Origin of the sequence: Deinococcus arboris (assembly GCF_009755355.1) — a bacterium.
In the GTDB taxonomy this organism is placed as follows: Bacteria; Deinococcota; Deinococci; order Deinococcales; family Deinococcaceae; genus Deinococcus; species Deinococcus betulae.
The window spans coordinates 134593-152600 of sequence record NZ_WQLB01000008.1 but is presented as its reverse complement, the minus strand read 5'-3'; the positions used below and the strand labels follow the sequence as shown (position 1 = coordinate 152600).

General features: G+C 65.4%; 33 protein-coding genes. 32 read left to right on the top strand and 1 reads right to left on the bottom strand.

The window, feature by feature from the left end; genetic code table 11:
* From GO986_RS08330 to GO986_RS08255, 16 genes are all read left to right on the top strand, one after another.
* Positions 1 to 277, top strand: a 277-nt coding sequence (locus GO986_RS08330) for an EF-Tu C-terminal domain-related protein (RefSeq protein ID WP_500778869.1), incomplete at its 5' end; no start/stop codon positions are given.
* 5 nt (positions 278 to 282) lie between these two features.
* A complete protein-coding gene (gene rpsJ / locus GO986_RS08325; protein ID WP_014685998.1) occupies positions 283 to 606 on the top strand; it encodes a 30S ribosomal protein S10 in 324 nt (107 codons plus the stop codon).
* On the top strand, positions 603 to 1223 hold the full coding sequence (gene rplC / locus GO986_RS08320; RefSeq protein WP_157458808.1) for a 50S ribosomal protein L3: 621 nt from the start codon (positions 603 to 605) through the stop codon (positions 1221 to 1223). Before rpsJ ends, rplC begins: the two co-directional genes overlap by 4 nt.
* Positions 1224 to 1226: 3 nt before the next feature.
* Positions 1227 to 1835 carry a 50S ribosomal protein L4 gene (gene rplD / locus GO986_RS08315; protein ID WP_157458807.1) on the top strand — a complete coding sequence of 203 codons (609 nt, stop codon included), beginning with the start codon at positions 1227 to 1229 and terminating at the stop codon, positions 1833 to 1835.
* Positions 1832 to 2119 (top strand): 50S ribosomal protein L23, encoded by a 288-nt coding sequence (locus GO986_RS08310; RefSeq protein ID WP_157458806.1) that lies wholly within the window; start codon positions 1832 to 1834, stop codon positions 2117 to 2119. Before rplD ends, GO986_RS08310 begins: the two co-directional genes overlap by 4 nt.
* A 14-nt stretch (positions 2120 to 2133) precedes the next feature.
* Positions 2134 to 2967, top strand: a complete 834-nt coding sequence (gene rplB, locus GO986_RS08305) for a 50S ribosomal protein L2 (RefSeq protein WP_157458805.1) — start codon at positions 2134 to 2136, stop codon at positions 2965 to 2967.
* A 12-nt stretch (positions 2968 to 2979) separates the two neighbouring features.
* On the top strand, positions 2980 to 3267 hold the full coding sequence (rpsS, locus tag GO986_RS08300) for a 30S ribosomal protein S19 (RefSeq protein WP_157458804.1): 288 nt from the start codon (positions 2980 to 2982) through the stop codon (positions 3265 to 3267).
* Positions 3264 to 3668 (top strand): 50S ribosomal protein L22, encoded by a 405-nt coding sequence (gene rplV / locus GO986_RS08295; RefSeq protein WP_157458803.1) that lies wholly within the window; start codon positions 3264 to 3266, stop codon positions 3666 to 3668. The genes rpsS and rplV overlap by 4 nt, the downstream gene beginning before the upstream one ends.
* Positions 3668 to 4414 carry a 30S ribosomal protein S3 gene (gene rpsC, locus GO986_RS08290; RefSeq protein ID WP_157458802.1) on the top strand — a complete coding sequence of 249 codons (747 nt, stop codon included), beginning with the start codon at positions 3668 to 3670 and terminating at the stop codon, positions 4412 to 4414. The genes rplV and rpsC overlap by 1 nt, the downstream gene beginning before the upstream one ends.
* Positions 4414 to 4839 carry a 50S ribosomal protein L16 gene (gene rplP, locus GO986_RS08285; RefSeq protein WP_046843208.1) on the top strand — a complete coding sequence of 142 codons (426 nt, stop codon included), beginning with the start codon at positions 4414 to 4416 and terminating at the stop codon, positions 4837 to 4839. Before rpsC ends, rplP begins: the two co-directional genes overlap by 1 nt.
* Complete coding sequence (gene rpmC / locus GO986_RS08280) at positions 4826 to 5032, top strand: 50S ribosomal protein L29 (protein WP_157458801.1); 207 nt, start codon at positions 4826 to 4828, stop codon at positions 5030 to 5032. The genes rplP and rpmC overlap by 14 nt, the downstream gene beginning before the upstream one ends.
* Positions 5029 to 5313, top strand: coding sequence for a 30S ribosomal protein S17 (rpsQ, locus tag GO986_RS08275; RefSeq protein WP_157458800.1), 285 nt, complete (start codon positions 5029 to 5031; stop codon positions 5311 to 5313). Before rpmC ends, rpsQ begins: the two co-directional genes overlap by 4 nt.
* Entirely contained in the window at positions 5310 to 5714 is a 405-nt protein-coding gene (gene rplN, locus GO986_RS08270) for a 50S ribosomal protein L14 (protein ID WP_022800312.1), read from the top strand. The genes rpsQ and rplN overlap by 4 nt, the downstream gene beginning before the upstream one ends.
* Positions 5714 to 6061: a 50S ribosomal protein L24 gene (gene rplX / locus GO986_RS08265; protein WP_157458799.1), complete on the top strand. Its 348-nt coding sequence runs from the start codon at positions 5714 to 5716 to the stop codon at positions 6059 to 6061. The genes rplN and rplX overlap by 1 nt, the downstream gene beginning before the upstream one ends.
* Positions 6062 to 6124: 63 nt before the next feature.
* Positions 6125 to 6664, top strand: coding sequence for a 50S ribosomal protein L5 (gene rplE, locus GO986_RS08260; RefSeq protein WP_157458798.1), 540 nt, complete (start codon positions 6125 to 6127; stop codon positions 6662 to 6664).
* A gap of 9 nt (positions 6665 to 6673) precedes the next feature.
* Positions 6674 to 6859: a type Z 30S ribosomal protein S14 gene (locus GO986_RS08255; RefSeq protein WP_157458797.1), complete on the top strand. Its 186-nt coding sequence runs from the start codon at positions 6674 to 6676 to the stop codon at positions 6857 to 6859.
* 61 nt (positions 6860 to 6920) lie between these two features.
* Here GO986_RS08255 and GO986_RS08250 read toward each other — a convergent pair whose 3' ends face one another.
* Positions 6921 to 7322 carry a hypothetical protein gene (locus GO986_RS08250; RefSeq protein ID WP_157458796.1) on the bottom strand — a complete coding sequence of 134 codons (402 nt, stop codon included), beginning with the start codon at positions 7320 to 7322 and terminating at the stop codon, positions 6921 to 6923.
* 345 nt (positions 7323 to 7667) lie between these two features.
* Between GO986_RS08250 and rpsH the strand changes: the two genes are divergently transcribed.
* The 16 genes from rpsH (at position 7668) to rpsK (ending at position 17978) form a co-directional block, all read left to right on the top strand.
* Positions 7668 to 8069, top strand: coding sequence for a 30S ribosomal protein S8 (gene rpsH, locus GO986_RS08245; RefSeq protein WP_157458795.1), 402 nt, complete (start codon positions 7668 to 7670; stop codon positions 8067 to 8069).
* 62 nt (positions 8070 to 8131) lie between these two features.
* Positions 8132 to 8689 carry a 50S ribosomal protein L6 gene (gene rplF / locus GO986_RS08240; protein ID WP_157458794.1) on the top strand — a complete coding sequence of 186 codons (558 nt, stop codon included), beginning with the start codon at positions 8132 to 8134 and terminating at the stop codon, positions 8687 to 8689.
* On the top strand, positions 8689 to 9027 hold the full coding sequence (gene rplR / locus GO986_RS08235) for a 50S ribosomal protein L18 (protein ID WP_157458793.1): 339 nt from the start codon (positions 8689 to 8691) through the stop codon (positions 9025 to 9027). Before rplF ends, rplR begins: the two co-directional genes overlap by 1 nt.
* Positions 9017 to 9541 carry a 30S ribosomal protein S5 gene (gene rpsE, locus GO986_RS08230; protein ID WP_157458792.1) on the top strand — a complete coding sequence of 175 codons (525 nt, stop codon included), beginning with the start codon at positions 9017 to 9019 and terminating at the stop codon, positions 9539 to 9541. The genes rplR and rpsE overlap by 11 nt, the downstream gene beginning before the upstream one ends.
* Complete coding sequence (gene rpmD / locus GO986_RS08225) at positions 9538 to 9705, top strand: 50S ribosomal protein L30 (protein WP_157458791.1); 168 nt, start codon at positions 9538 to 9540, stop codon at positions 9703 to 9705. The genes rpsE and rpmD overlap by 4 nt, the downstream gene beginning before the upstream one ends.
* Positions 9702 to 10160, top strand: coding sequence for a 50S ribosomal protein L15 (rplO, locus tag GO986_RS08220; protein WP_157458790.1), 459 nt, complete (start codon positions 9702 to 9704; stop codon positions 10158 to 10160). The genes rpmD and rplO overlap by 4 nt, the downstream gene beginning before the upstream one ends.
* Positions 10161 to 11492: a preprotein translocase subunit SecY gene (secY, locus tag GO986_RS08215; RefSeq protein ID WP_157458789.1), complete on the top strand. Its 1332-nt coding sequence runs from the start codon at positions 10161 to 10163 to the stop codon at positions 11490 to 11492.
* Between the two features lie 145 nt (positions 11493 to 11637).
* On the top strand, positions 11638 to 12231 hold the full coding sequence (locus GO986_RS08210; RefSeq protein ID WP_369409248.1) for an adenylate kinase: 594 nt from the start codon (positions 11638 to 11640) through the stop codon (positions 12229 to 12231).
* Between the two features lie 157 nt (positions 12232 to 12388).
* On the top strand, positions 12389 to 12811 hold the full coding sequence (locus GO986_RS08205; protein WP_198170533.1) for a polysaccharide deacetylase family protein: 423 nt from the start codon (positions 12389 to 12391) through the stop codon (positions 12809 to 12811).
* 111 nt (positions 12812 to 12922) lie between these two features.
* Positions 12923 to 13798, top strand: a complete 876-nt coding sequence (locus GO986_RS08200) for a hypothetical protein (protein WP_157458786.1) — start codon at positions 12923 to 12925, stop codon at positions 13796 to 13798.
* 29 nt (positions 13799 to 13827) lie between these two features.
* The gene (locus tag GO986_RS08195) at positions 13828 to 15792 is read left to right on the top strand and encodes a putative bifunctional diguanylate cyclase/phosphodiesterase (protein WP_157458785.1); all 1965 of its coding nucleotides are present in this window, start codon (positions 13828 to 13830) and stop codon (positions 15790 to 15792) included.
* Positions 15793 to 15905: 113 nt separating this feature from the next.
* Complete coding sequence (locus GO986_RS08190) at positions 15906 to 16505, top strand: hypothetical protein (protein ID WP_157458784.1); 600 nt, start codon at positions 15906 to 15908, stop codon at positions 16503 to 16505.
* Positions 16506 to 16724: 219 nt separating this feature from the next.
* The gene (infA, locus tag GO986_RS08185) at positions 16725 to 16967 is read left to right on the top strand and encodes a translation initiation factor IF-1 (protein WP_012693978.1); all 243 of its coding nucleotides are present in this window, start codon (positions 16725 to 16727) and stop codon (positions 16965 to 16967) included.
* Positions 16968 to 17082: 115 nt separating this feature from the next.
* Positions 17083 to 17196, top strand: a complete 114-nt coding sequence (gene rpmJ / locus GO986_RS08180) for a 50S ribosomal protein L36 (RefSeq protein ID WP_012693977.1) — start codon at positions 17083 to 17085, stop codon at positions 17194 to 17196.
* Between the two features lie 2 nt (positions 17197 to 17198).
* On the top strand, positions 17199 to 17579 hold the full coding sequence (gene rpsM, locus GO986_RS08175; RefSeq protein WP_157458783.1) for a 30S ribosomal protein S13: 381 nt from the start codon (positions 17199 to 17201) through the stop codon (positions 17577 to 17579).
* 3 nt (positions 17580 to 17582) lie between these two features.
* Entirely contained in the window at positions 17583 to 17978 is a 396-nt protein-coding gene (gene rpsK / locus GO986_RS08170) for a 30S ribosomal protein S11 (protein WP_046843186.1), read from the top strand.
* Positions 17979 to 18008: the final 30 nt, after the last annotated feature.

The following is an 18008-nucleotide window of genomic DNA, read 5'->3' as shown; positions in this document are numbered from 1 at the left end:
GAAGTTCGAAGCCAGCGTGTACGTGCTGAGCAAGGACGAAGGCGGGCGTCACAGCGCGTTCTTCGGCGGGTACCGTCCCCAGTTCTACTTCCGCACGACGGACGTGACCGGTGTGGTGGAACTGCCCGAAGGCGTGGAAATGGTGATGCCGGGCGACAACATCACGTTCATCGTGGAACTGATCAAGCCCATCGCCATGGAAGAAGGTCTGCGCTTCGCCATCCGCGAAGGTGGCCGCACCGTCGGCGCCGGCGTCGTTGCCAAGGTTCTGGAGTAATAGACATGGTTGCCCCGAAAATCCGCATTAAACTGCGTGGCTTCGACCACAAGGCGCTGGACCAGTCCGCCAGCAAGATCGTGGACACCGTGCGCCGCACCGGCGCCGATGTGAGCGGCCCCGTGCCCCTTCCCACCCGCATCCGCCGCTTCTGCGTGCTGCGTAGCCCCTTTGTCAACAAAGACAGCCGCGAGCACTTCGAGATCCGCACCCACAACCGTCTGGTGGACATCATGAACCCCACCAAGAAGACGATTGACAGCCTCATGACCCTCGACCTGCCCACCGGTGTGGACATCGAGATCAAGACGGTGGGAGGCCGCGCATGAAGGGCATCCTCGGCACCAAGATCGGCATGACCCAGATCTGGAAGGGCGACCGCGCCATTCCCGTGACGGTGGTGCTGGCGGGTCCCTGCCCTGTGGTGCAGCGCAAGACCTCGGTTGTGGACGGCTACGAAGCTGTGCAGATCGGCTACGCCCCCAAGCGTGAAAAGAGCGTCACCAAGCCCCAGGCCGGCCACTTCAAGAAGTACGGCGTGTCGCCTGTGCGCTTCCTGCGTGAATTCCGCGGCTTTGCCCCCGAAGGCGACACCGTGAGCGTGGAGATTTTCGCTGAAGGCGAGAAGATCGACGCCACCGGCACCAGCAAGGGCAAGGGCTTCCAGGGCGTGATGAAGCGCTGGAACTTTAAGGGTGGTCCCGCGAGCCACGGGTCCAAGAAGTGGCACCGCCGCCCCGGTTCGATCGGCCAGCGCAAGACGCCCGGCCGCGTGTACAAGGGCAAGCGCATGGCTGGCCACATGGGCATGGAGCGCATCACCGTGCAGAACCTCGAAGTGGTCGAGATTCGCGCCGAAGAGAACATCATCCTGGTCAAGGGTGCAATTCCCGGCGCCAACGGTGGCCTCGTCGTGCTGCGTCAGGCTGCCAAGGGAGGCAAGTAAGACATGGCGCAGATCAACGTCATCGGCCAGAACGGGGGGCGCACCATCGACCTCGAACTGCCGGAAGTGAATAAGGGCGTGCTGCACGACGTGGTGACCTGGCAACTGGCCAGCCGCCGCCGCGGCACCGCCAGCACCAAGACCCGCGCGCAGGTCAGCGCCACGGGCAAGAAGATGTTCTCCCAGAAGGGCACGGGCAACGCCCGTCACGGCGACCGCAGCGTCCCCACCTTCGTGGGCGGCGGCGTGGCCTTCGGGCCCAAGCCCCGCAGCTACAGCTACACCCTGCCCCGCAAGGTGCGTCAGCTGGGCCTGGCGATGGCCCTGGCCGCGCGCCAGGAAGACGGCAAGCTGACCGCTGTGGACGGCTTTGGCCTCGACGGCAAGACCAAGGGCTTTGTGAGCTGGGCCAAGGACAACGGCATGGACGGCAGCGAGCGCGTGCTGATCGTGACCGACGATGCACAGGCCCGTCAGGCCGCGCGCAACGTCGCCTGGGCCACCGTGCTGCCCGTGGCTGGCCTGAACGCCTACGACATTCTGCGTCACGACCGCCTGGTCATTGACGCCGTGGTGCTGGAGCCCGCGCAGGAAGAAGGGGAAGAGGCATGAGCCACTACGACATCATTCAGGCGCCGGTGGTCAGCGAGAAGGCTTACGCCGGCATGGAACGCGGCGTCTACAGCTTCTGGGTCAGCCCCAAAGCCACCAAGACGGACATCAAGAGCGCCATTCAGAAGGCGTTCGGCGTTCAGGTCGTTGGCATCAGCACCATGAATGTGCCCGGCAAGCGCAAGCGCGTGGGCAAGTTCATCGGTCAGCGCGCCGACCGCAAGAAGGCCATCGTTCGCCTCGCCGAAGGCCAGACCATTGCCGCCCTTGAGGGCCAGGCCTAAGGAGAGCTGAAGACATGGCCGTCAAGAAATACCGTCCCTATACCCCCAGCCGTCGCCAGATGACGACTGCGGACTTCAGCGGACTGACCAAGAAGCGCCCCGAGAAGGCGCTGACCGAAGCCCTGCCCAAGAGCGGTGGCCGCAACAACCGTGGCCGCATCACCAGCCGCTTTATCGGCGGCGGGCACAAGCGCCTGTACCGCGTCATCGACTTCAAGCGCCGCGGCAAGGCGGGCGTGCCGGCCAAAGTGGCCGCCATCGAGTACGATCCCAACCGCAGCGCGCGCATTGCCCTGCTGCATTACGTGGACGGCGAGAAGCGCTACATCCTGGCCCCTGAAGGCCTGACTGTTGGCCAGATGGTCAACGCTGGCCCCGAGGCCGAGCCCAAGCTGGGCAACGCCCTGCCGCTGCGCTTCGTGCCGGTGGGCGCTGTCGTGCACAGCGTGGAACTGGTCCCCGGCAAGGGCGCCCAGATTGCCCGCAGCGCCGGCACCAGCATTCAGGTGCAGGGCAAGGAAAGCGACTACGTGATCCTGCGCCTGCCCAGCGGCGAACTGCGCCGCATCCACAGCGAGTGCTACGCGACCATCGGCACGGTGGGCAACGCCGAGCACAAGAACATCAACCTGGGTAAGGCCGGGCGCAGCCGCTGGCTGGGCCGCAAGCCACACCAGCGCGGCAGTGCCATGAACCCCGTGGATCACCCCCACGGCGGTGGTGAAGGCCGCACCGGCGCCGGCCGCGTGCCGGTCAGCCCCTGGGGCCAGCCTGCCAAGGGCCTGAAGACCCGCAAGAAGCGCAAGAACAGCGACCGCTTCATCATCACCCGCCGCGGCGGGAAGTAAGGAGGGTAGAGCATGCCCCGCAGCCTCAAGAAAGGCCCGTTCGTGGATGACCACCTCCTGAAAAAGGTGGACGCTCAGAACGACAAGAAAGACAAGCGCGTCATCAAGACGTGGAGCCGCCGCAGCACCATCGTGCCTGAAATGATTGGCCACACCATCGCTGTCCACAACGGCAAGCAGCATGTGCCAGTGTTCGTCAACGAGCAGATGATCGGCCACAAGCTTGGCGAGTTCAGCCCCACCCGCAGCTACCGCGGTCACGGCGCGGACAAGAACGCCAAGGGGAGCAAGAAGAAATGACCGCCCCCGCCTCTGAATTCCGCAACAAGAAGCAGCGCAAGCAGCAAGTCAAGCTGCGCCGCCCCGGCTATGCCGTGGCCAAGTACGTGCGCATCAGCCCCCGCAAGGTGCGCCTGGTCGTGGACGTGATCCGCGGCAAGAGCGTCCGTGACGCCGAAGACCTGCTGCGCTTTATCCCCCGCGCCGCCAGCGAGCCGGTGGCCAAGGTGCTGAACAGCGCCAAGCACAACGCGCTGCACAACGACGAGATGCTGGAAGACCGTCTGGTCATCACGGCGGCCTACGTGGACGCCGGCCCGACCCTCAAGCGCCTGATTCCCCGGGCGCGCGGCAGCGCCAACATCATCAAGAAGCGCACCAGCCACATCACCATCATCGTGGGCGAGAAGGGAGCCAAATAATGGGCAACAAGATCAACCCCAACGGCTTCCGCCTGGGCATCACGCGTGGCTGGAACAGCCGCTGGTACGCCGGCAAGAAGCAGTACGCCGGCCTGCTGAAAGAAGACGAGAAGATCCGCAAGCTCGTCGGCAAGAAGCTCAGCGCCGCTGGCATTGCCCGCGTGGAAATTGAGCGCGCTGGCCAGCAGGTCAACGTGATCATCAGCGCGGCCAAGCCGGGCATCGTGATCGGCAAGGGCGGCGAGAGCATCAAGGAGCTGCGCCAGGACATCGAGCGTCTGGTGTCGGCTGGCACCGTCGCGGTGAACGTGGGTGAAATCCCCAACCCCAACATCAGCGCGCCTCTGGTCGCCCTGCGCATCGCTGAGCAGATCGAGCGCCGCTTTGCCTTCCGCCGCGCCATGAAGCAGGCCGCGCAGCGCGTGATGGAATCGGGCGCCCGTGGCGTCAAGATCATCCTGTCGGGCCGCCTGGGCGGAGCCGAGCAGGCCCGCACCGAGATGGTGCGCGAAGGCCGCGTGCCCCTGCACACCCTGCGCGCCGACATCGACTACGGCACCGCCCGCGCCGAGACCACCTACGGCAGCCTGGGCATCAAGGTCATGGTCTTTACCGGTGAAGTCATCGGTGGCCGCACCGAGACCTTCGCGCGTCCCCAGCGCCGCAACGACGAGCGCCGCCGCGAAGACGGTGACCGTCCCAACCGCCGCCGCCCCGCCGCGCGGCGCCGCCCCGGAGGTGAGTGATGCTTCTTCCCAAGCGCACCAAGTTCCGTAAACAGCACCGCGGCCGGATGACCGGTGACGCCAAGGGCGGCGACTACGTCGCGTTCGGCGACTTCGGCCTGATCGCCCTGGAACCTGCCTGGATCAAGAGCAACCAGATTGAGGCCTGCCGCATCGTCATGAGCCGTCACTTCCGCCGTGGGGGCAAGATCTACATCCGCATCTTCCCCGACAAGCCCGTGACGAAAAAGCCCGCCGAAACCCGAATGGGTAAGGGGAAAGGGGCCGTGGAGTACTGGGTGAGCGTCGTCAAGCCCGGCCGCGTGATGTTCGAAGTGTCCGGCGTGACCGAGGAGCAGGCCAAGGAAGCCTTCCGCCTGGCCGGTCACAAGCTGCCCATCCAGACCAAGATGGTCAAGCGCGAGGTTTACGATGAAGCCCAGTGAGATGCGTAACCTGGGAGCTGACGATTTCGCGCGTGAAATCGAGTCCCGCAAGAAAGAACTGATGGAACTGCGTTTCCAGGCGGCCATGGGCACCCTGGCCCAGCCGCACCGCGTCCAGCAGCTTCGCCGTGAAGTCGCTCAGCTCAACACCATCCGCACCGAGCTGAGCCAGAAGCAGGGAGAGCAGGCATGAAAAAGACCTTTACCGGCGTCGTCGTCAGCGACAAAGCCGACAAGACGGTCAGCGTCAAGGTCGAGCGCAAGTTTGCTCACCCGCTGTACGGCAAGGTCGTGACCCGCAGCCACAAGTACGCGGCCCACGACGAGAACAACGAGTACAAGATTGGTGACCGCGTCGAGATTATCGCGGTGCGTCCCATCAGCAAGACCAAGACCTGGAAAGTCACCAAGCTGGTCGAGCGTCCCCGCGGCATTGAAACCACCGCCGTGGAGACTGAAGGTGGTGCCGCATGATCATGCCCCAGTCCCGCCTGGACGTGGCGGACAACAGCGGCGCACGTGAAATCATGTGCATCCGCGTGCTGAACAGCGGCATTGGCGGTAAGGGTCTGACCACCGGGGGCGGCGGCAACAAGCGCTACGCCCACGTGGGGGACATTATTGTCGCCAGCGTCAAGGACGCCGCGCCCCGCGGCACCGTCAAGGCGGGCGACGTGGTCAAGGCCGTGGTCGTGCGTACGTCACACGCCATCAAGCGTGCCGACGGCAGCACCATCCGCTTTGACAAGAACGCCGCCGTCATCATCAACAACCAGGGCGAGCCCCGCGGCACCCGCGTCTTCGGGCCAGTGGCCCGCGAGCTGCGTGACCGTCGCTTCATGAAGATCGTGTCCCTGGCCCCGGAGGTGCTGTAATGCCCCGTCCCAGCGCTGGTAGCCACCACAACGACAAGCTGCACGTCAAGAAGGGTGACACCGTCATCGTTCTGAGCGGTAAGCACAAAGGCCAGACCGGTAAGGTGCTGCTCGCCCTGCCGCGCGACCAGAAGGTCGTCGTGGAAGGCGTGAACCTCGTCACCAAGAACGTCAAGCCCAGCCCCGCCAGCCCCCAGGGCGGCCAGGAACAGCGCGAGCTGGCCCTGCACGCCAGCAAAGTCGCCATCGTCGACCCTGAAACCGGCAAGGCGACCCGCATCCGCAAGGCGATTGTGGACGGCAAGAAAGTCCGCGTGGCTGTGGCCAGCGGCAAGAACATCGACTGACTTTCAGGGGCACCCGCCTAATGGGTGCCCTGCGCGGCCTTTTTCCGCGCGAAGCGAGGCAACATGCAGACCCTCAAGACCAAATACAACGAGCAGGTGCGCCCCAGCTTGGTGCAGCAGTTCGGTTACACCTCGGTGATGGCGGCGCCACGCATCGAGAAAATCGTGATCAACGAGGGCCTCGGCTCCAGCAAGGAAGACAGCAAGGCCATCGACAAGGCGGCCAAGGAGCTGGGCCTGATCACCCTGCAAAAGCCCATCGTGACCAAGGCGAAGAAGAGCATCAGCAACTTCAAGCTGCGGCAGGGGATGCCGGTCGGCATCAAGGTCACGCTGCGCGGCGAGCGCATGTACGTGTTCCTGGAAAAGCTGATCAACATCGGCCTGCCCCGTATCCGTGACTTCAAGGGCGTCAACCCCAACGCCTTTGACGGCCGTGGCAACTACAACCTGGGCATCAAAGAGCAGCTGATTTTCCCCGAAATCACCTACGACATGGTGGACAAGGTGCGCGGCATGGACATCACGATTGTCACCACCGCCAAGACCGACGAGGAAGCCCGCGCGCTGCTCCAGGCGATGGGCCTCCCGTTCCGGAAATAAGGAAGCGTTATGGCGAACACCTCGAAAGTTGTCAAAGCAGCGCGCGGCCATAAATTTGCCGTGCAGAACTACAACCGTTGCAGCCGCTGTGGCCGCGCGCGCGGTTACTACCGCTTCTTCGGCATGTGCCGCATCTGCATCCGTGAGATGGCGCACAAGGGCGAACTGCCCGGCGTGAAGAAGAGCAGCTGGTAAGCCCCAGCAACACAAAGCCCCCTCCAATGCGAGGGGGCTTTTGAGTTTCTGACCTGGCCTTCTATTTCAATAGGTCTTTAAAATCATCGACGATATAGGGCCGGGCGCTGTAATTGCCACGCTCGTAGTAGGCGGTGATGAGGCCTGCCTTGTCGGTTCTGAAAATATCCCAACCGCAGACCCGCTCCGCTTCAGAGAAGTAGCGGCCTGAATAGTCCTGGGTGGTGATTGTTCGGCCGGTCTGACCACAGTATTCGATGAAGTATTCAGTGTAGCCCAGCGTGTGATCAATGCGCTCTGCGCGGAAACGTGAAGTGACGACTGCGATGTTTTGCCCCACCAACTGCACGAGGGGTTCGTTCTTCCAGGGGTTGCCGAATACGTTTCGGAGCGAGCCGGGAGCACACGCCGTAAGGGCGCTGGCTAAAGCAGCGAAGCAGAGTAGAGAAGTCATTTTTTTCATAGGCCTAATCCTCCAGGGTGCCAGTTCAGCTGAACCACCCTAGGCGCCCGTACGGCCAAAGGCTCCAATTGCTTTTTAAGGACCGCTGCATTACACTCTCCAATTGCCGTGTCTCGACTTCTGTCTTGGCCCGGCGCTGTGCCCCCCGGATACGAACTGGCCCCTTTGGCCTGTCATCGTCTGGTGGAGGAGAAGACCCAACAGGAGAAGGCGCTGCCCAGCAGCCCACATTCGACTTGGGGAGAAGCGTGCCCGTCCGCCAGCCTTGTCTGGGGCCGGGCCACCTGCCGGGAGCAGGCCTGCGTACAGGAACCAGCCCGGATCAACACAAGCCCTGGAGGCTCCATGTTGAGTGACCCTATCGCCGATATGCTCACGCGCATCCGCAACGCGACGCGCACCCACAAGGAGACCGTGGATGTCCCGGCCTCCAAGTTCAAGGAAGAGCTCGCCAAGCTGCTCGTGGCCGAAGGCTACGTGGCGTCCTACGAGCGCACCCTGCCCGAAGGCCAGAAGTTTGACGTGCTGCGCCTGACCCTGAAGTACGGCGCCAAGCGCGAGCAGGTCATCAAGCACATTGAGCGCATCAGCCGCCCAGGCCGCCGCGCCTACGTGAGTGCCGAGAACCTGCCCCGCATCCAGCGCGGCCTGGGCCTGGCCGTGGTGTCCACGAGCAAGGGGCTGCTGCCCGACCGCGAAGCCCGCAAGCAGGGCGTCGGCGGCGAAGTTATCTGCGTTCTCTGGTAATCCCAGCAGGCGCACCTCACCTGACCTCGCGCAAGCGAATTTAAGGCATAAGGAGGACAGCTATGTCCCGTATCGGAAGACAACCCATTGCTGTGCCCAGCGGCGTGACCCTGAGCGCCGAAGGCGGCCTCTTTAAGGTCAAAGGCCCCAAGGGCGAGCTGACCGTTCCCTACAACCAGGAACTGACCATCACGCGCGACGGCGACACCCTGCTCGTGGAGCGGCCCAGTGACCAGCAGCGTCACCGTGCCCTGCACGGCCTGACCCGCACCCTGGTGGCCAACGCCGTCAAGGGCGTCAGCGAGGGCTACACCATCAACCTGGAGCTCAAGGGCGTGGGTTTCCGCGCCAAGCTGAGCGGCAAGGCGCTGGAGATGACCATCGGCTACAGCCACCCCGTCATCATCGAGCCCCCGGCCGGCGTGAGCTTTACCGTGCCCGAGCCCACCAAGATTGACGTGAGCGGCATTGACAAGCAGCTCGTCGGTCAGGTGGCCGCCAACGTGCGTAAAGTCCGTAAGCCTGACGCCTACCACGGCAAGGGCGTGCGCTTCGCTGGCGAGAAGATCAGCCTCAAGGCCGGTAAGGCTGGTGCCACCGGCGGCAAAGGGAAGAAATAATGGCGACCCAGACGACCACGCGCCGCAAGCTGCGCGCCCGCCGCAAGGTGCGGCAGGCCGCCGGCGAGCGCCTGCGCCTCAGCGTGTACCGCTCCAGCAAGCACATTTACGCCCAGATTATCGACGACAGCAAGGGCATCACCCTCGCTGCGGCTTCCTCGGCCGCTGTCAAGACGGGCACCAAGACCGACACCGCCGCCGCCGTGGGCAAGGCCCTGGCCGAAGCAGCCGCCGCCAAAGGCGTCAAGACGGTGGTTTTTGACCGTGGTCAGTTCCGCTACCACGGACGCGTGAAGGCGCTGGCAGACGCGGCGCGGGAGGGTGGCCTTGACTTTTAATCGTCGTAATGACCGCAACGCGGAGCGCGAGAGCAGCGAATTCGAAGAGAAGATGCTGTTTGTCAACCGCACCTCCAAGACCTACCAGGGCGGGCGCCGCTTCCGCTTCGCCGCGCTCGTCATTCTGGGCGACCGCAACGGCCGCGTGGGCATGGGGATTGGCAAGGCCAAGGAAGTGCCCGTGGCCATTGAAAAAGCCAAGAGCATCGCCCGCAAGAACATGATCAGCGTGCCCGTGGAAAACGGCACCATTCCCCACGACATCGTGGGCGAAAACAGCACCAGCCGCGTGCTGCTCAAGCCTGCCGGCCCCGGTACCGGCGTGATTGCGGGCACCGTGCCCCGCAGCATCGCCGAACTGGCCGGCATCACCAACCTGCTGTCCAAGGAACTGGGCAGCCGCAACAAGGTGAACGTGGCCTACGCCGTGTTCGACGGCCTCAAGAACCTCCGCACCGCCAAGCAGGTTCGTGCCCTGCGCGGCGAGGTGCAGCCCACCGGAGGCGCCCAATGAAAGTTACCCTCAAGCGCAGCGTCATCGGTCGCCCTGGCTACCAGGTCAAGACCGTGCAGGCGCTGGGCCTCAAGAAGATCGGCGACAGCCGTGAGCTGCATGACACGCCCGCCGTGCGCGGCATGGTGAACACCGTCAAGCACCTGCTGGAGGTGCAAGAATGAAACTTCACGAACTGACGCCCCACGCGGGCAGCCGCAAGAACCGCAAGCGCGTGGGCCGTGGTCCCGGCGGCACCGACAAGACGGCCGGCCGTGGTCACAAGGGCCAGAAGTCGCGCAGCGGCGCGGGCAAGGGCAGCTTCTTTGAGGGTGGCCGCAGCCGCCTGATCGCCCGCCTGCCCAAGAAGGGCTTTAACAATGTGGGCATCACTTTTGAAGTGGTGAACCTGGCACAACTGGCCAACATTGAAGACGGCACCATTGACCGCAATGTGCTGGAACTCGCGGGCCTGGTGCGCCGCAAGAACCGCGCTGTTAAGCTGCTGGGCGGCGGCGAAATCAGCCGCGCCGTGACCATCCATGTGGACGCGGCCAGCGAAGGCGCCATCAAGGCCGTGGAAGCGGCTGGCGGCAAGGTCATCCTGCCCGAAGCGAACGAAGCCGAGAAGGCAGAGTAAATGCTGCGCGCCTTCCGCGACGCATTCCGGATTCCGGAGCTTCGGCGGAAGATTGTCTTCACCCTGCTGCTCCTCGCCGTGTACCGGCTGGGGAGCAGCATTCCCACACCAGGGGTGAACGGGGCCGCGCTGAGTAACGCAGACTCAGCCGGCCTTTTTGGCCTGATCAGCATGATTTCGGGCGGCAATCTTTCGCAGTTCTCGATCTTCGCGCTGGGCGTGCTGCCGTACATCACGGCCAGCATCGTCATTCAGCTGATGACGACCACCATCCCGGCCCTGGAGAAACTCTCCAAGGAAGGGGAAGAAGGCCGCAAGAAAATCAACCAGTACACCCGCTACGCGGCGGTGGGGCTGGGCGCGGTGCAGGCGCTGTTTTTCGCGCTGTACATCAATGCCAACCCCAGCTTTATCGCCGTGGGCTGGACGCCAGGGCTGTTTACCATCATCGTGATGGTGCTGACCCAGGTGGCGGGCGTGGCCTTTACCATGTGGCTGGGCGAGCGCATGACCGAAGTCGGCGTGGGCAACGGCATCAGCCTGATTATCACCGCCGGGATTATCGCCATGTATCCCGGCGAGATTGCCAACACAGCGGCGCTGGTGCGCGCTGACCCAGATGGCAACTGGCTGCTGCGCCTGCTCGCCTTTGGCGCCGTGGTACTGGTGACCATTGCGGGCATCGTGTACGTGTACCAGGCCGAGCGCCGGGTGCCCGTCACCTACGCCCGCGCCCGTGGCGGTGCGGCCGGGCAGGCGCGCGGCGCCGGTCAGGCCACCTGGTTGCCGATCAAGGTCAACCAGGCGGGCGTGATTCCGGTCATCTTTGCCAGCGCCATGCTGATTATCCCCAACCTGATTGCCAGCGCCACGGCGGAGCGCGCGCCTCAGGTCAATGCGTTTATCCAGACGTACCTGACCTTTGGGCAGCCTGGCTACATCGCGCTGGAAGCCCTGCTGATTTTCGGCTTCACGTACCTGTACAACAGCGTGCAGTTTGACCCCAAACGCATTGCCGAGCAGCTGCGCGAAGCAGGCGGGTTCATTCCGGGCGTTCGTCCGGGGACGCCCACCGCCGAGTTCCTGGGCACCATCAGCAGCCGCCTGAGCCTGTGGGGCGCCATCTTCCTGGTGGTGCTGACGGTGCTGCCGCAGCTGGTGCAGAGTGCCACGAACATCACGACCTTCCAGTTCAGTGGCACGGGCCTGCTGATCATTGTGGGTGTGGCGCTCGAAACCCTGAAGCAGCTTGAAGCCCAGCTGACCGTGCGCCGCTACGACGGCTTTATCTCGAAAGGCCGCATTCGTGGCCGCATGAACCGCGACAACTGAAGGTGCTGCGTGCGGGCCGTCCCTCCCGGTGGGGGACGGCTTTTTCTGGCCTCGTCACCCCTCTGGGAACAGGGGGCAGGCAGATAGGGAGTGGCCCAAACGTGCCCTTTAGACACTATGCTGGAACAGAATGGAGGACGCAGAAGTGACTCAATCCAAACACAACGTCGTTATCTTCCTGGGGCCGCCCGGCGCGGGCAAAGGCACGCAGGCGGAGCGGCTGGCGCAGGACAAGGGCCTGGTAAAAATCAGCACCGGGGACATTCTGCGCGACCATATGGCGCGCGGCACCGATCTGGGCCAGCAGGTCAAGCCTATTTACGACGCTGGGGGCCTGGTGCCCGACGAGATTCTGATTGCCCTGATTCGGGACAAACTCGCCGATATGGAGCCGGTGCGCGTGATTTTTGATGGTTTTCCGCGTACTACCCCCCAGGCGCAGGCCCTGGACATGCTGCTGGAAGAACTGGGCGCGCCGGTCAGTGCGGTGCCCCTGCTGGAGGTGCCCGATGAGGTGCTGGTCGGCCGCATCGTGGAGCGGGGCCGGCAGGCAGCGGCGCGCGGCGAGGCGGTGCGCAGCGACGACACCGAAGAGGTCGCCCGCAGGCGCCAGCAGGTTTACCGCGAGCAGACCCAGCCGCTGATTGACTATTACTCTGGGCGCGGGCACCTGTACCGGGTGGACGGCGTGGGCGGCCTGGATGAGGTGTACAGCCGCATCCAGACAGGCATGAAGTAAAACCAACCGGGCAGAGACTGGCCGCTGTGGGCAGATGCCCAGGCGGCCGGTTTCGTTGTTCCCTGACGGAGAAGCAGAGTCCTTAAAGTAAGAATCCGGTGGGAAAACCCTGCTAGCCTCTTGAGCAGACCTTATGTTTTCTCATTGTGGATGGCTCTTGCGCAGCGCTCTGCTCCTACGTCTGCTGCTCGGTCTGGCGCTGATGCTGAGCCTCTCGGGGCCGGTACAGGCCAAGCCGATGGTGCTTGTGTTTCACCAGGTAGGCGCTGGGGGCGGCGCGTCATTGGGCATTGCTCCAGAGGCGCTACAGCGGCGTGTCGAAACGCTGCGGCGCCTGGGCTACCGCTTTGTGACCTCCAGCGAGGCGGCCCGCGCGCCCGCAGCTGAACGGGTGGCGGTCATCCAGTTTGACGACGGCTTCGAGAGTGTGTACCGTCTGGCCTTTCCGGTGCTGCGCGAATTGGGGGTGCCCGGCACCACCTATGTCATCTGGTCGCGGCTGGGCCAGGCAGGGAGTTTGACTCCTGCTCAGGTCAAAGAGCTGCGCGCGGCCGGCTGGGAAGTCGGCACCCACTCCTAGTCTCACGCGGCGCTGGCTGACCTTAGCCCGCGTGGCCTGCGGCGCGAGCTGGGGCCCGCCAGTGGGGAAGGGCCGGCCCGTGACCCCGCCGCCGCTTCTCCTGAAGCTGGGGTGCGCTGCGTCGCCTATCCGCTTAACCGCCACGACGCGCGGGTGCGCCGTGAAGCCCAGCGGCAAGGGCTGACCTGCGGGGTGGCGGGTGGCCCGGCGCCCCTGACCCGCACCGACCCGATGGCGCTGCCGGCCCCAGCGATTACTCCCTGGGATGACACCCTGCTGCCCATGCGTGCCCGCTGGGGCGTGGACGCGCGCACGCCTTTGCTGGTGGCCTGGGTCCTGGGGCCGGCCCTGGACGGGCTGGGCCGCCCTCATCCGTCGGCGCTGCCCCCACGCACCTGGAATCTGGCCCACCACGAGCTGCTGGGCAACGGTCTGGTCAGTGCGGGCGTGCGGGCTGGCGGAGGCGGTCTGGAACGCGATACCCGCCTGGCCTGGCGGGAAGGCGCCTGGAGTGTCAATCTGGCTGCGCGCCGGGGGGTGGGGCCGGACGGGGGCAGCTACGCAGGCCTGGGCGCGGCCCTGAACCTGGGGGCGCTGAATCTGGCGCCGGTCACGCTGGCCGCTGGGCTGGATTCGGGTGGGCCGCTGCTGGGCGGGGCCGTGGCGCTGGGAGGCTACGGCGAGGTCTGGGGACGGGCCAGCCGCGCGCCGGACGGCTGGACCTGGGCCTGGGGGGCCACGCTGATTCCCGCCGACTACGTGCAGGTATCGGGCGCTCAGGACCGCGCGGGGGCGCAGCTGGGCCTGCGCGCGGCGCTGCCCTGGCAGAGCGGCGAGGGCCGGCCGCTGCGGCTGGGCGGCGGCTACCGCTGGGGCGAGGGCGCCGGTCCCTATGCCGAGCTGGAATACCGGGTGGGCAGTTACAGCGTGACAGCGGAGGTCAGCGGCGCCCGGCGCTTTGGGGTCAAATTCGTCGCGGTCTGGTAAGTGCAGACCTGCTACCGTCAGCAGAGGCGATGAATCAACCGGCCACAGCACAGACCGGGGAGACGGGGCGTGCGGCCCCGGCGCTCCCGCACGCGGCGGGCACCCTCTGGACCACCCTGGGCGGCATTCTGCTGGGTCATACGCTCTCCCTGTGGCAAGGGGCGCTGCTGCCGAATCTGGTGACGCCACTGGACTGGCTACTGGGGGGCGCAACCCTGACGAGCATGCTGGGGCTGGCGCTGCTGGGGGCGCTGGGCCAGGCGGGGCGCCGAACGCTGGTGTCGCTCCTGATCGTGGTCAACGCCGTCTTTCTGCTGGGGCGGCTGAGCGTGGCCCTCTTTGTGGTGGCGACGCCCGAACGGGTGGTACTGGACCTGGCCACGCTGATGGCCTGGACCCTGACGGTGCCCATGCTGGAGGCCAGCATGCGGACCAGTGCCGCTGCGCGCGCGGCCGGCGCTGGCATGCCACTGGCGCTGCTGGTGCTGGCGGTCACGTTTGCCCTGACCCCGCAGGGCGCGCGGGCCGGGCCGGTGGTGTGGTTTGGGCTGGCCCAGCTGTGCCTGGTGTGCGGCACGGTGTACCTATCGGCGCGCGTGACGCTCCGGTTGCGCCGGGCGCTGCGGTCCACACAGGCCAGCAATCAGGAACTGGCGCGCCTGGCCCTGACAGACCCGCTGACGGGCCTGGGCAACCGCGCAGCGCTGGACGCTGCCCTGGAGGCCAGGGTCGAGACAGGCGCGCCGTTCGTGACCCTGTTTCTGGACCTCGACGGATTCAAGGCCGTCAACGACGCGCATGGCCACGCCGCTGGCGACCAGCTACTCGGGCTGGTGGCCGAGCGCCTGCGGCCCCTGGCAGCGGGCGGCGACCTGACGCGCGTCAGTGGGGACGAGTTTGTCCTGCTGCTGCCCCTGTGGCCAGGCGCCGACTCGGTGGCCGAGGCCGCGCAGGCAGCCGCGCGCGTGGTGGCGGCGCTGGGCAGTCCCTTTGTCCTGCGCACGGAGCCGCTGCCCCTGAGTGTCAGTGTGGGGGTCAGCCGCTTTCCCGAGGACGGGGCCGATGGCCGGGCGCTGCTGCTGCGCGCTGACCAGGCCATGTACCGCGTCAAGCGCCGGGGCCGGGGGGGCCTGCATCTGGCGGGCGACACCGAGGAGCAGCCGGGTCTGTTGCCGGGCGCCGCAGCCGTGCTGGAGCGCCCGGTGCTGGAGCGCGACCTGCGGTTGGCCCTGGCGCGGGGCGAACTGCACCTGGCCTTTCAGCCTATCTGTGACCTGCGCAGTGGCCGTCCCCTGGCGGCCGAGGCGCTGGCCCGCTGGGTGCATCCAGCGTCCGGGTCAATTGGGCCGAACGTGTTTGTGCCGCTGGCCGAAGCCTGTGGGCTGTCAGGACCCCTGGGAGACTGGGTCCTGCGCACCGCCCTGGCCGAAGCGGCGCGCTGGCCCGCAGCGGGGCTTGTGGGCCTGACCCTGTGCGTCAATGTGTCGCCAGGCCAGCTGACGCAACCGGGGTGGCCCGAGGCCGTGGGCCGCGCCCTGGCCGAGGAGGGCCTGACGCCAGGCCAGCTTCAGCTGGACCTCACAGGTGACCTGGCTGATTCCGGCCCCGCCCTAAGCGCGCAGGTCATGGCGCTGCGCAGCCTGGGCGTCCGGGTTGGCCTTGACGATTTTGGGGCCGGCCTGGCCGCGCTGGCCCATCTGGGCGAGGTGGCCCTGAGTGACCTCAAGATTGACCGGGCCTACGTACGGGGGCTGGGGGCGCCGGGTGGACGGCCCCCGCTCGGGCAAACGGTGCTGCAAGCGGTCGTGGCACTGGCCGCCGAGCATGGCCTGACCCTGACCGCCGAGGGCGTCGAGACCCCAGCGCAGCGCGCCGCTCTTCTGGCGCTGGGCTGCCAGCGCGGCCAGGGGTTTCTGTTCTCGCCGCCGGTGGATGCCACGCAGCTGGCGGCGACCCTCAGGCGCTTGCAGCAAACGGCGGCCGGGCCACCCTGAACCCCAGGGAAGTGTATGGCGGGTCATTAACACAGAGGTGCCCTTTCAATCCAGTCGGCCCCTCTGAAGCGTGATCTCATGGAGAGCTGACTTCCCTTAGAGAAGCTGAAGGCGTGAAGACTCTGATTGGACTGAGCGCTCTTCTGGGCAGCGTGGCACTCGCGGCCGCCGCTTACACGCAGGTGGACATCACCATCAAGACCGAGATGTCAGATGGCCAGCTGGGCGCGTCGGCCACCGCGTCGCCTGTGCTGGGGGTGCGCAATCCCACCGTCAAAAATGGGGTGGCCTACGTCGGCATGACGCGTCAGATGGGGGAATACAGCGCAGTGCTGGGCACCAAACTGCCGGTGAACCTCCACCTGAATCTGACGCAGGGCAGCCTGAAAGGGCAACTGACCGGGGTGCCGCTGCGGGGCCTCACCCTGACTACCCAGCAAACGGACGTCGCCCTGACCTTGCCCGCCGGCACCTACAGCGGCACCCTGAAGACCCAGCAGGGCGAGGTTCAGCTGCGTGTTCCGGCCGGCACGGGCGTGCAGTTCACCCTGCAAAAATTCAGCATGGGCAGCCTCAGCATCAACAACAAGACCGTGGTGGACACGATGGAAGCTTCCGGCACCTACGCCACGCCCAACTTTGAGGCGGCCAAGAACAAGATTCGTCTGACGGTCACCAGCGATCAAACCGACCTCAGTGTCGTGAATCAGTAAAGCCACTGACGCTCAAAGGCGCCGGGTGAATCTGAAAGGCCGGCGTATCAACAAAAGTGCCCCAGGCTCTTGAAAGATAAGTCAGCAGTCGTCCGAACTTGGACGCTGGGCGCCTGGCCAGGCCCTTCGCTGCCCTCAGGTCTTGCCGATTCCTTGAGCTGCGTGATACCTTTACGTTTGGCTTGTATCAGGCCTGGAGGTTGCGTGGCGAGACGAAAGATGCCGGAACAGCGGGAAAAGCGTAAGAAAGAAGAGTCCGATACCGTGCGGGCTGAGGGCGTGGTGGAAGAGGCGCTGCCGAACACCACGTTCCGCGTGAAGCTGGATACGGGACACGACATTCTGGCTTACATTAGCGGCAAGATGAGGATTCACTACATCCGCATTCTGCCGGGCGACCGTGTGGTTCTGGAAATCAGTCCCTACGACACGACGCGTGGGCGCATCGTCTACCGCAAGTAAGCCCAGGGCCGAAGTACCCAACAGATTCCCTGCCCGCAGACGGCAGGCCGGGGGTCGAGCGCTGCCAGCAGTTCCTCATGATGGAGGAGCGGCGCGGCGGCGCGAGGAGGACGCAATGAAAGTTCGCAGCAGTGTCAAAAAGATGTGCGACAACTGCAAAGTGATCCGCCGCCATGGGCGCGTGCTGGTCATTTGCTCTAACGTCAAGCACAAGCAGAGGCAGGGTTAATCATGGCGCGTATTGCTGGCGTTGACCTGCCGCGCGAAAAGCGCATTGAAATTGGCCTGACCTACATCTACGGCATCGGCCTGACCCGCAGCAAGGAAATTCTCGCCCGGACCGGTATCAACCCCGACACCCGCGTGAAGGCCCTGACTGAAGCCGAGCAGAGCACCCTGCGCGAGGCCGTCGAGAAGACCTACAAGGTCGAAGGCGACCTGCGCAGCGAAGTCGGCCAGAACATCAAGCGCCTGATGGACATTGGCGCTTACCGTGGCCTGCGTCACCGCCGCGGCCTGCCCGTGCGCGGCCAGCGCACCAAGACGAACGCCCGCACCCGTAAGGGCCCGCGCAAGACCGTCGCCGGCAAGAAAAAGGCCACGAGGAAGTAAGCCATGGCGAAGAGCACCAAAGGCAAGACCCCGCGCCGCGCCCGGCGCAACATCAGCGCTGGCCGCGCGTACGTGCACGCCAGCTACAACAACACCATCGTGACCATCACGGATCTGGACGGCAACTCTGTCGCCTGGTCCAGTGGCGGCACGATTGGGTACAAGGGCAGCAAGAAGGGTACACCCTACGCCGCCCAGCTGGCCGCAGCCGACGCCGTGAAAAAGGCGCAGCAGACGTTCGGCATGAACATCGTGGACGTGATTGTGCGCGGCTCGGGTTCCGGCCGCGAGCAGGCCATCCGCGCCATTCAGGCCTCGGGCATTGAAGTGAAGTCCATCATGGACGACACCCCCGTGCCCCACAACGGCTGCCGCCCCAAGAAGAAGTTCCGCGCCTAAAGCGCCAAGCCGCTGCCCACCTGCCCCGCT

What these genes read in the sequence shown, in the direction of transcription:
- rpsJ (WP_014685998.1), top strand. Translation starts at nt 283, where the DNA reads ATGGTTGCCCCGAAAATCCGCATTAAACTGCGTGGCTTCGACCACAAG.
- rplC (WP_157458808.1), top strand. Translation starts at nt 603, where the DNA reads ATGAAGGGCATCCTCGGCACCAAGATCGGCATGACCCAGATCTGGAAG.
- rplD (WP_157458807.1), top strand. Translation starts at nt 1,227, where the DNA reads ATGGCGCAGATCAACGTCATCGGCCAGAACGGGGGGCGCACCATCGAC.
- GO986_RS08310 (WP_157458806.1), top strand. Translation starts at nt 1,832, where the DNA reads ATGAGCCACTACGACATCATTCAGGCGCCGGTGGTCAGCGAGAAGGCT.
- rplB (WP_157458805.1), top strand. Translation starts at nt 2,134, where the DNA reads ATGGCCGTCAAGAAATACCGTCCCTATACCCCCAGCCGTCGCCAGATG.
- rpsS (WP_157458804.1), top strand. Translation starts at nt 2,980, where the DNA reads ATGCCCCGCAGCCTCAAGAAAGGCCCGTTCGTGGATGACCACCTCCTG.
- rplV (WP_157458803.1), top strand. Translation starts at nt 3,264, where the DNA reads ATGACCGCCCCCGCCTCTGAATTCCGCAACAAGAAGCAGCGCAAGCAG.
- rpsC (WP_157458802.1), top strand. Translation starts at nt 3,668, where the DNA reads ATGGGCAACAAGATCAACCCCAACGGCTTCCGCCTGGGCATCACGCGT.
- rplP (WP_046843208.1), top strand. Translation starts at nt 4,414, where the DNA reads ATGCTTCTTCCCAAGCGCACCAAGTTCCGTAAACAGCACCGCGGCCGG.
- rpmC (WP_157458801.1), top strand. Translation starts at nt 4,826, where the DNA reads ATGAAGCCCAGTGAGATGCGTAACCTGGGAGCTGACGATTTCGCGCGT.
- rpsQ (WP_157458800.1), top strand. Translation starts at nt 5,029, where the DNA reads ATGAAAAAGACCTTTACCGGCGTCGTCGTCAGCGACAAAGCCGACAAG.
- rplN (WP_022800312.1), top strand. Translation starts at nt 5,310, where the DNA reads ATGATCATGCCCCAGTCCCGCCTGGACGTGGCGGACAACAGCGGCGCA.
- rplX (WP_157458799.1), top strand. Translation starts at nt 5,714, where the DNA reads ATGCCCCGTCCCAGCGCTGGTAGCCACCACAACGACAAGCTGCACGTC.
- rplE (WP_157458798.1), top strand. Translation starts at nt 6,125, where the DNA reads ATGCAGACCCTCAAGACCAAATACAACGAGCAGGTGCGCCCCAGCTTG.
- GO986_RS08255 (WP_157458797.1), top strand. Translation starts at nt 6,674, where the DNA reads ATGGCGAACACCTCGAAAGTTGTCAAAGCAGCGCGCGGCCATAAATTT.
- GO986_RS08250 (WP_157458796.1), bottom strand. Translation starts at nt 7,322, where the DNA reads ATGAAAAAAATGACTTCTCTACTCTGCTTCGCTGCTTTAGCCAGCGCC.
- rpsH (WP_157458795.1), top strand. Translation starts at nt 7,668, where the DNA reads ATGTTGAGTGACCCTATCGCCGATATGCTCACGCGCATCCGCAACGCG.
- rplF (WP_157458794.1), top strand. Translation starts at nt 8,132, where the DNA reads ATGTCCCGTATCGGAAGACAACCCATTGCTGTGCCCAGCGGCGTGACC.
- rplR (WP_157458793.1), top strand. Translation starts at nt 8,689, where the DNA reads ATGGCGACCCAGACGACCACGCGCCGCAAGCTGCGCGCCCGCCGCAAG.
- rpmD (WP_157458791.1), top strand. Translation starts at nt 9,538, where the DNA reads ATGAAAGTTACCCTCAAGCGCAGCGTCATCGGTCGCCCTGGCTACCAG.
- rplO (WP_157458790.1), top strand. Translation starts at nt 9,702, where the DNA reads ATGAAACTTCACGAACTGACGCCCCACGCGGGCAGCCGCAAGAACCGC.
- secY (WP_157458789.1), top strand. Translation starts at nt 10,161, where the DNA reads ATGCTGCGCGCCTTCCGCGACGCATTCCGGATTCCGGAGCTTCGGCGG.
- GO986_RS08195 (WP_157458785.1), top strand. Translation starts at nt 13,828, where the DNA reads ATGAATCAACCGGCCACAGCACAGACCGGGGAGACGGGGCGTGCGGCC.
- infA (WP_012693978.1), top strand. Translation starts at nt 16,725, where the DNA reads ATGCCGGAACAGCGGGAAAAGCGTAAGAAAGAAGAGTCCGATACCGTG.
- rpmJ (WP_012693977.1), top strand. Translation starts at nt 17,083, where the DNA reads ATGAAAGTTCGCAGCAGTGTCAAAAAGATGTGCGACAACTGCAAAGTG.
- rpsM (WP_157458783.1), top strand. Translation starts at nt 17,199, where the DNA reads ATGGCGCGTATTGCTGGCGTTGACCTGCCGCGCGAAAAGCGCATTGAA.
- rpsK (WP_046843186.1), top strand. Translation starts at nt 17,583, where the DNA reads ATGGCGAAGAGCACCAAAGGCAAGACCCCGCGCCGCGCCCGGCGCAAC.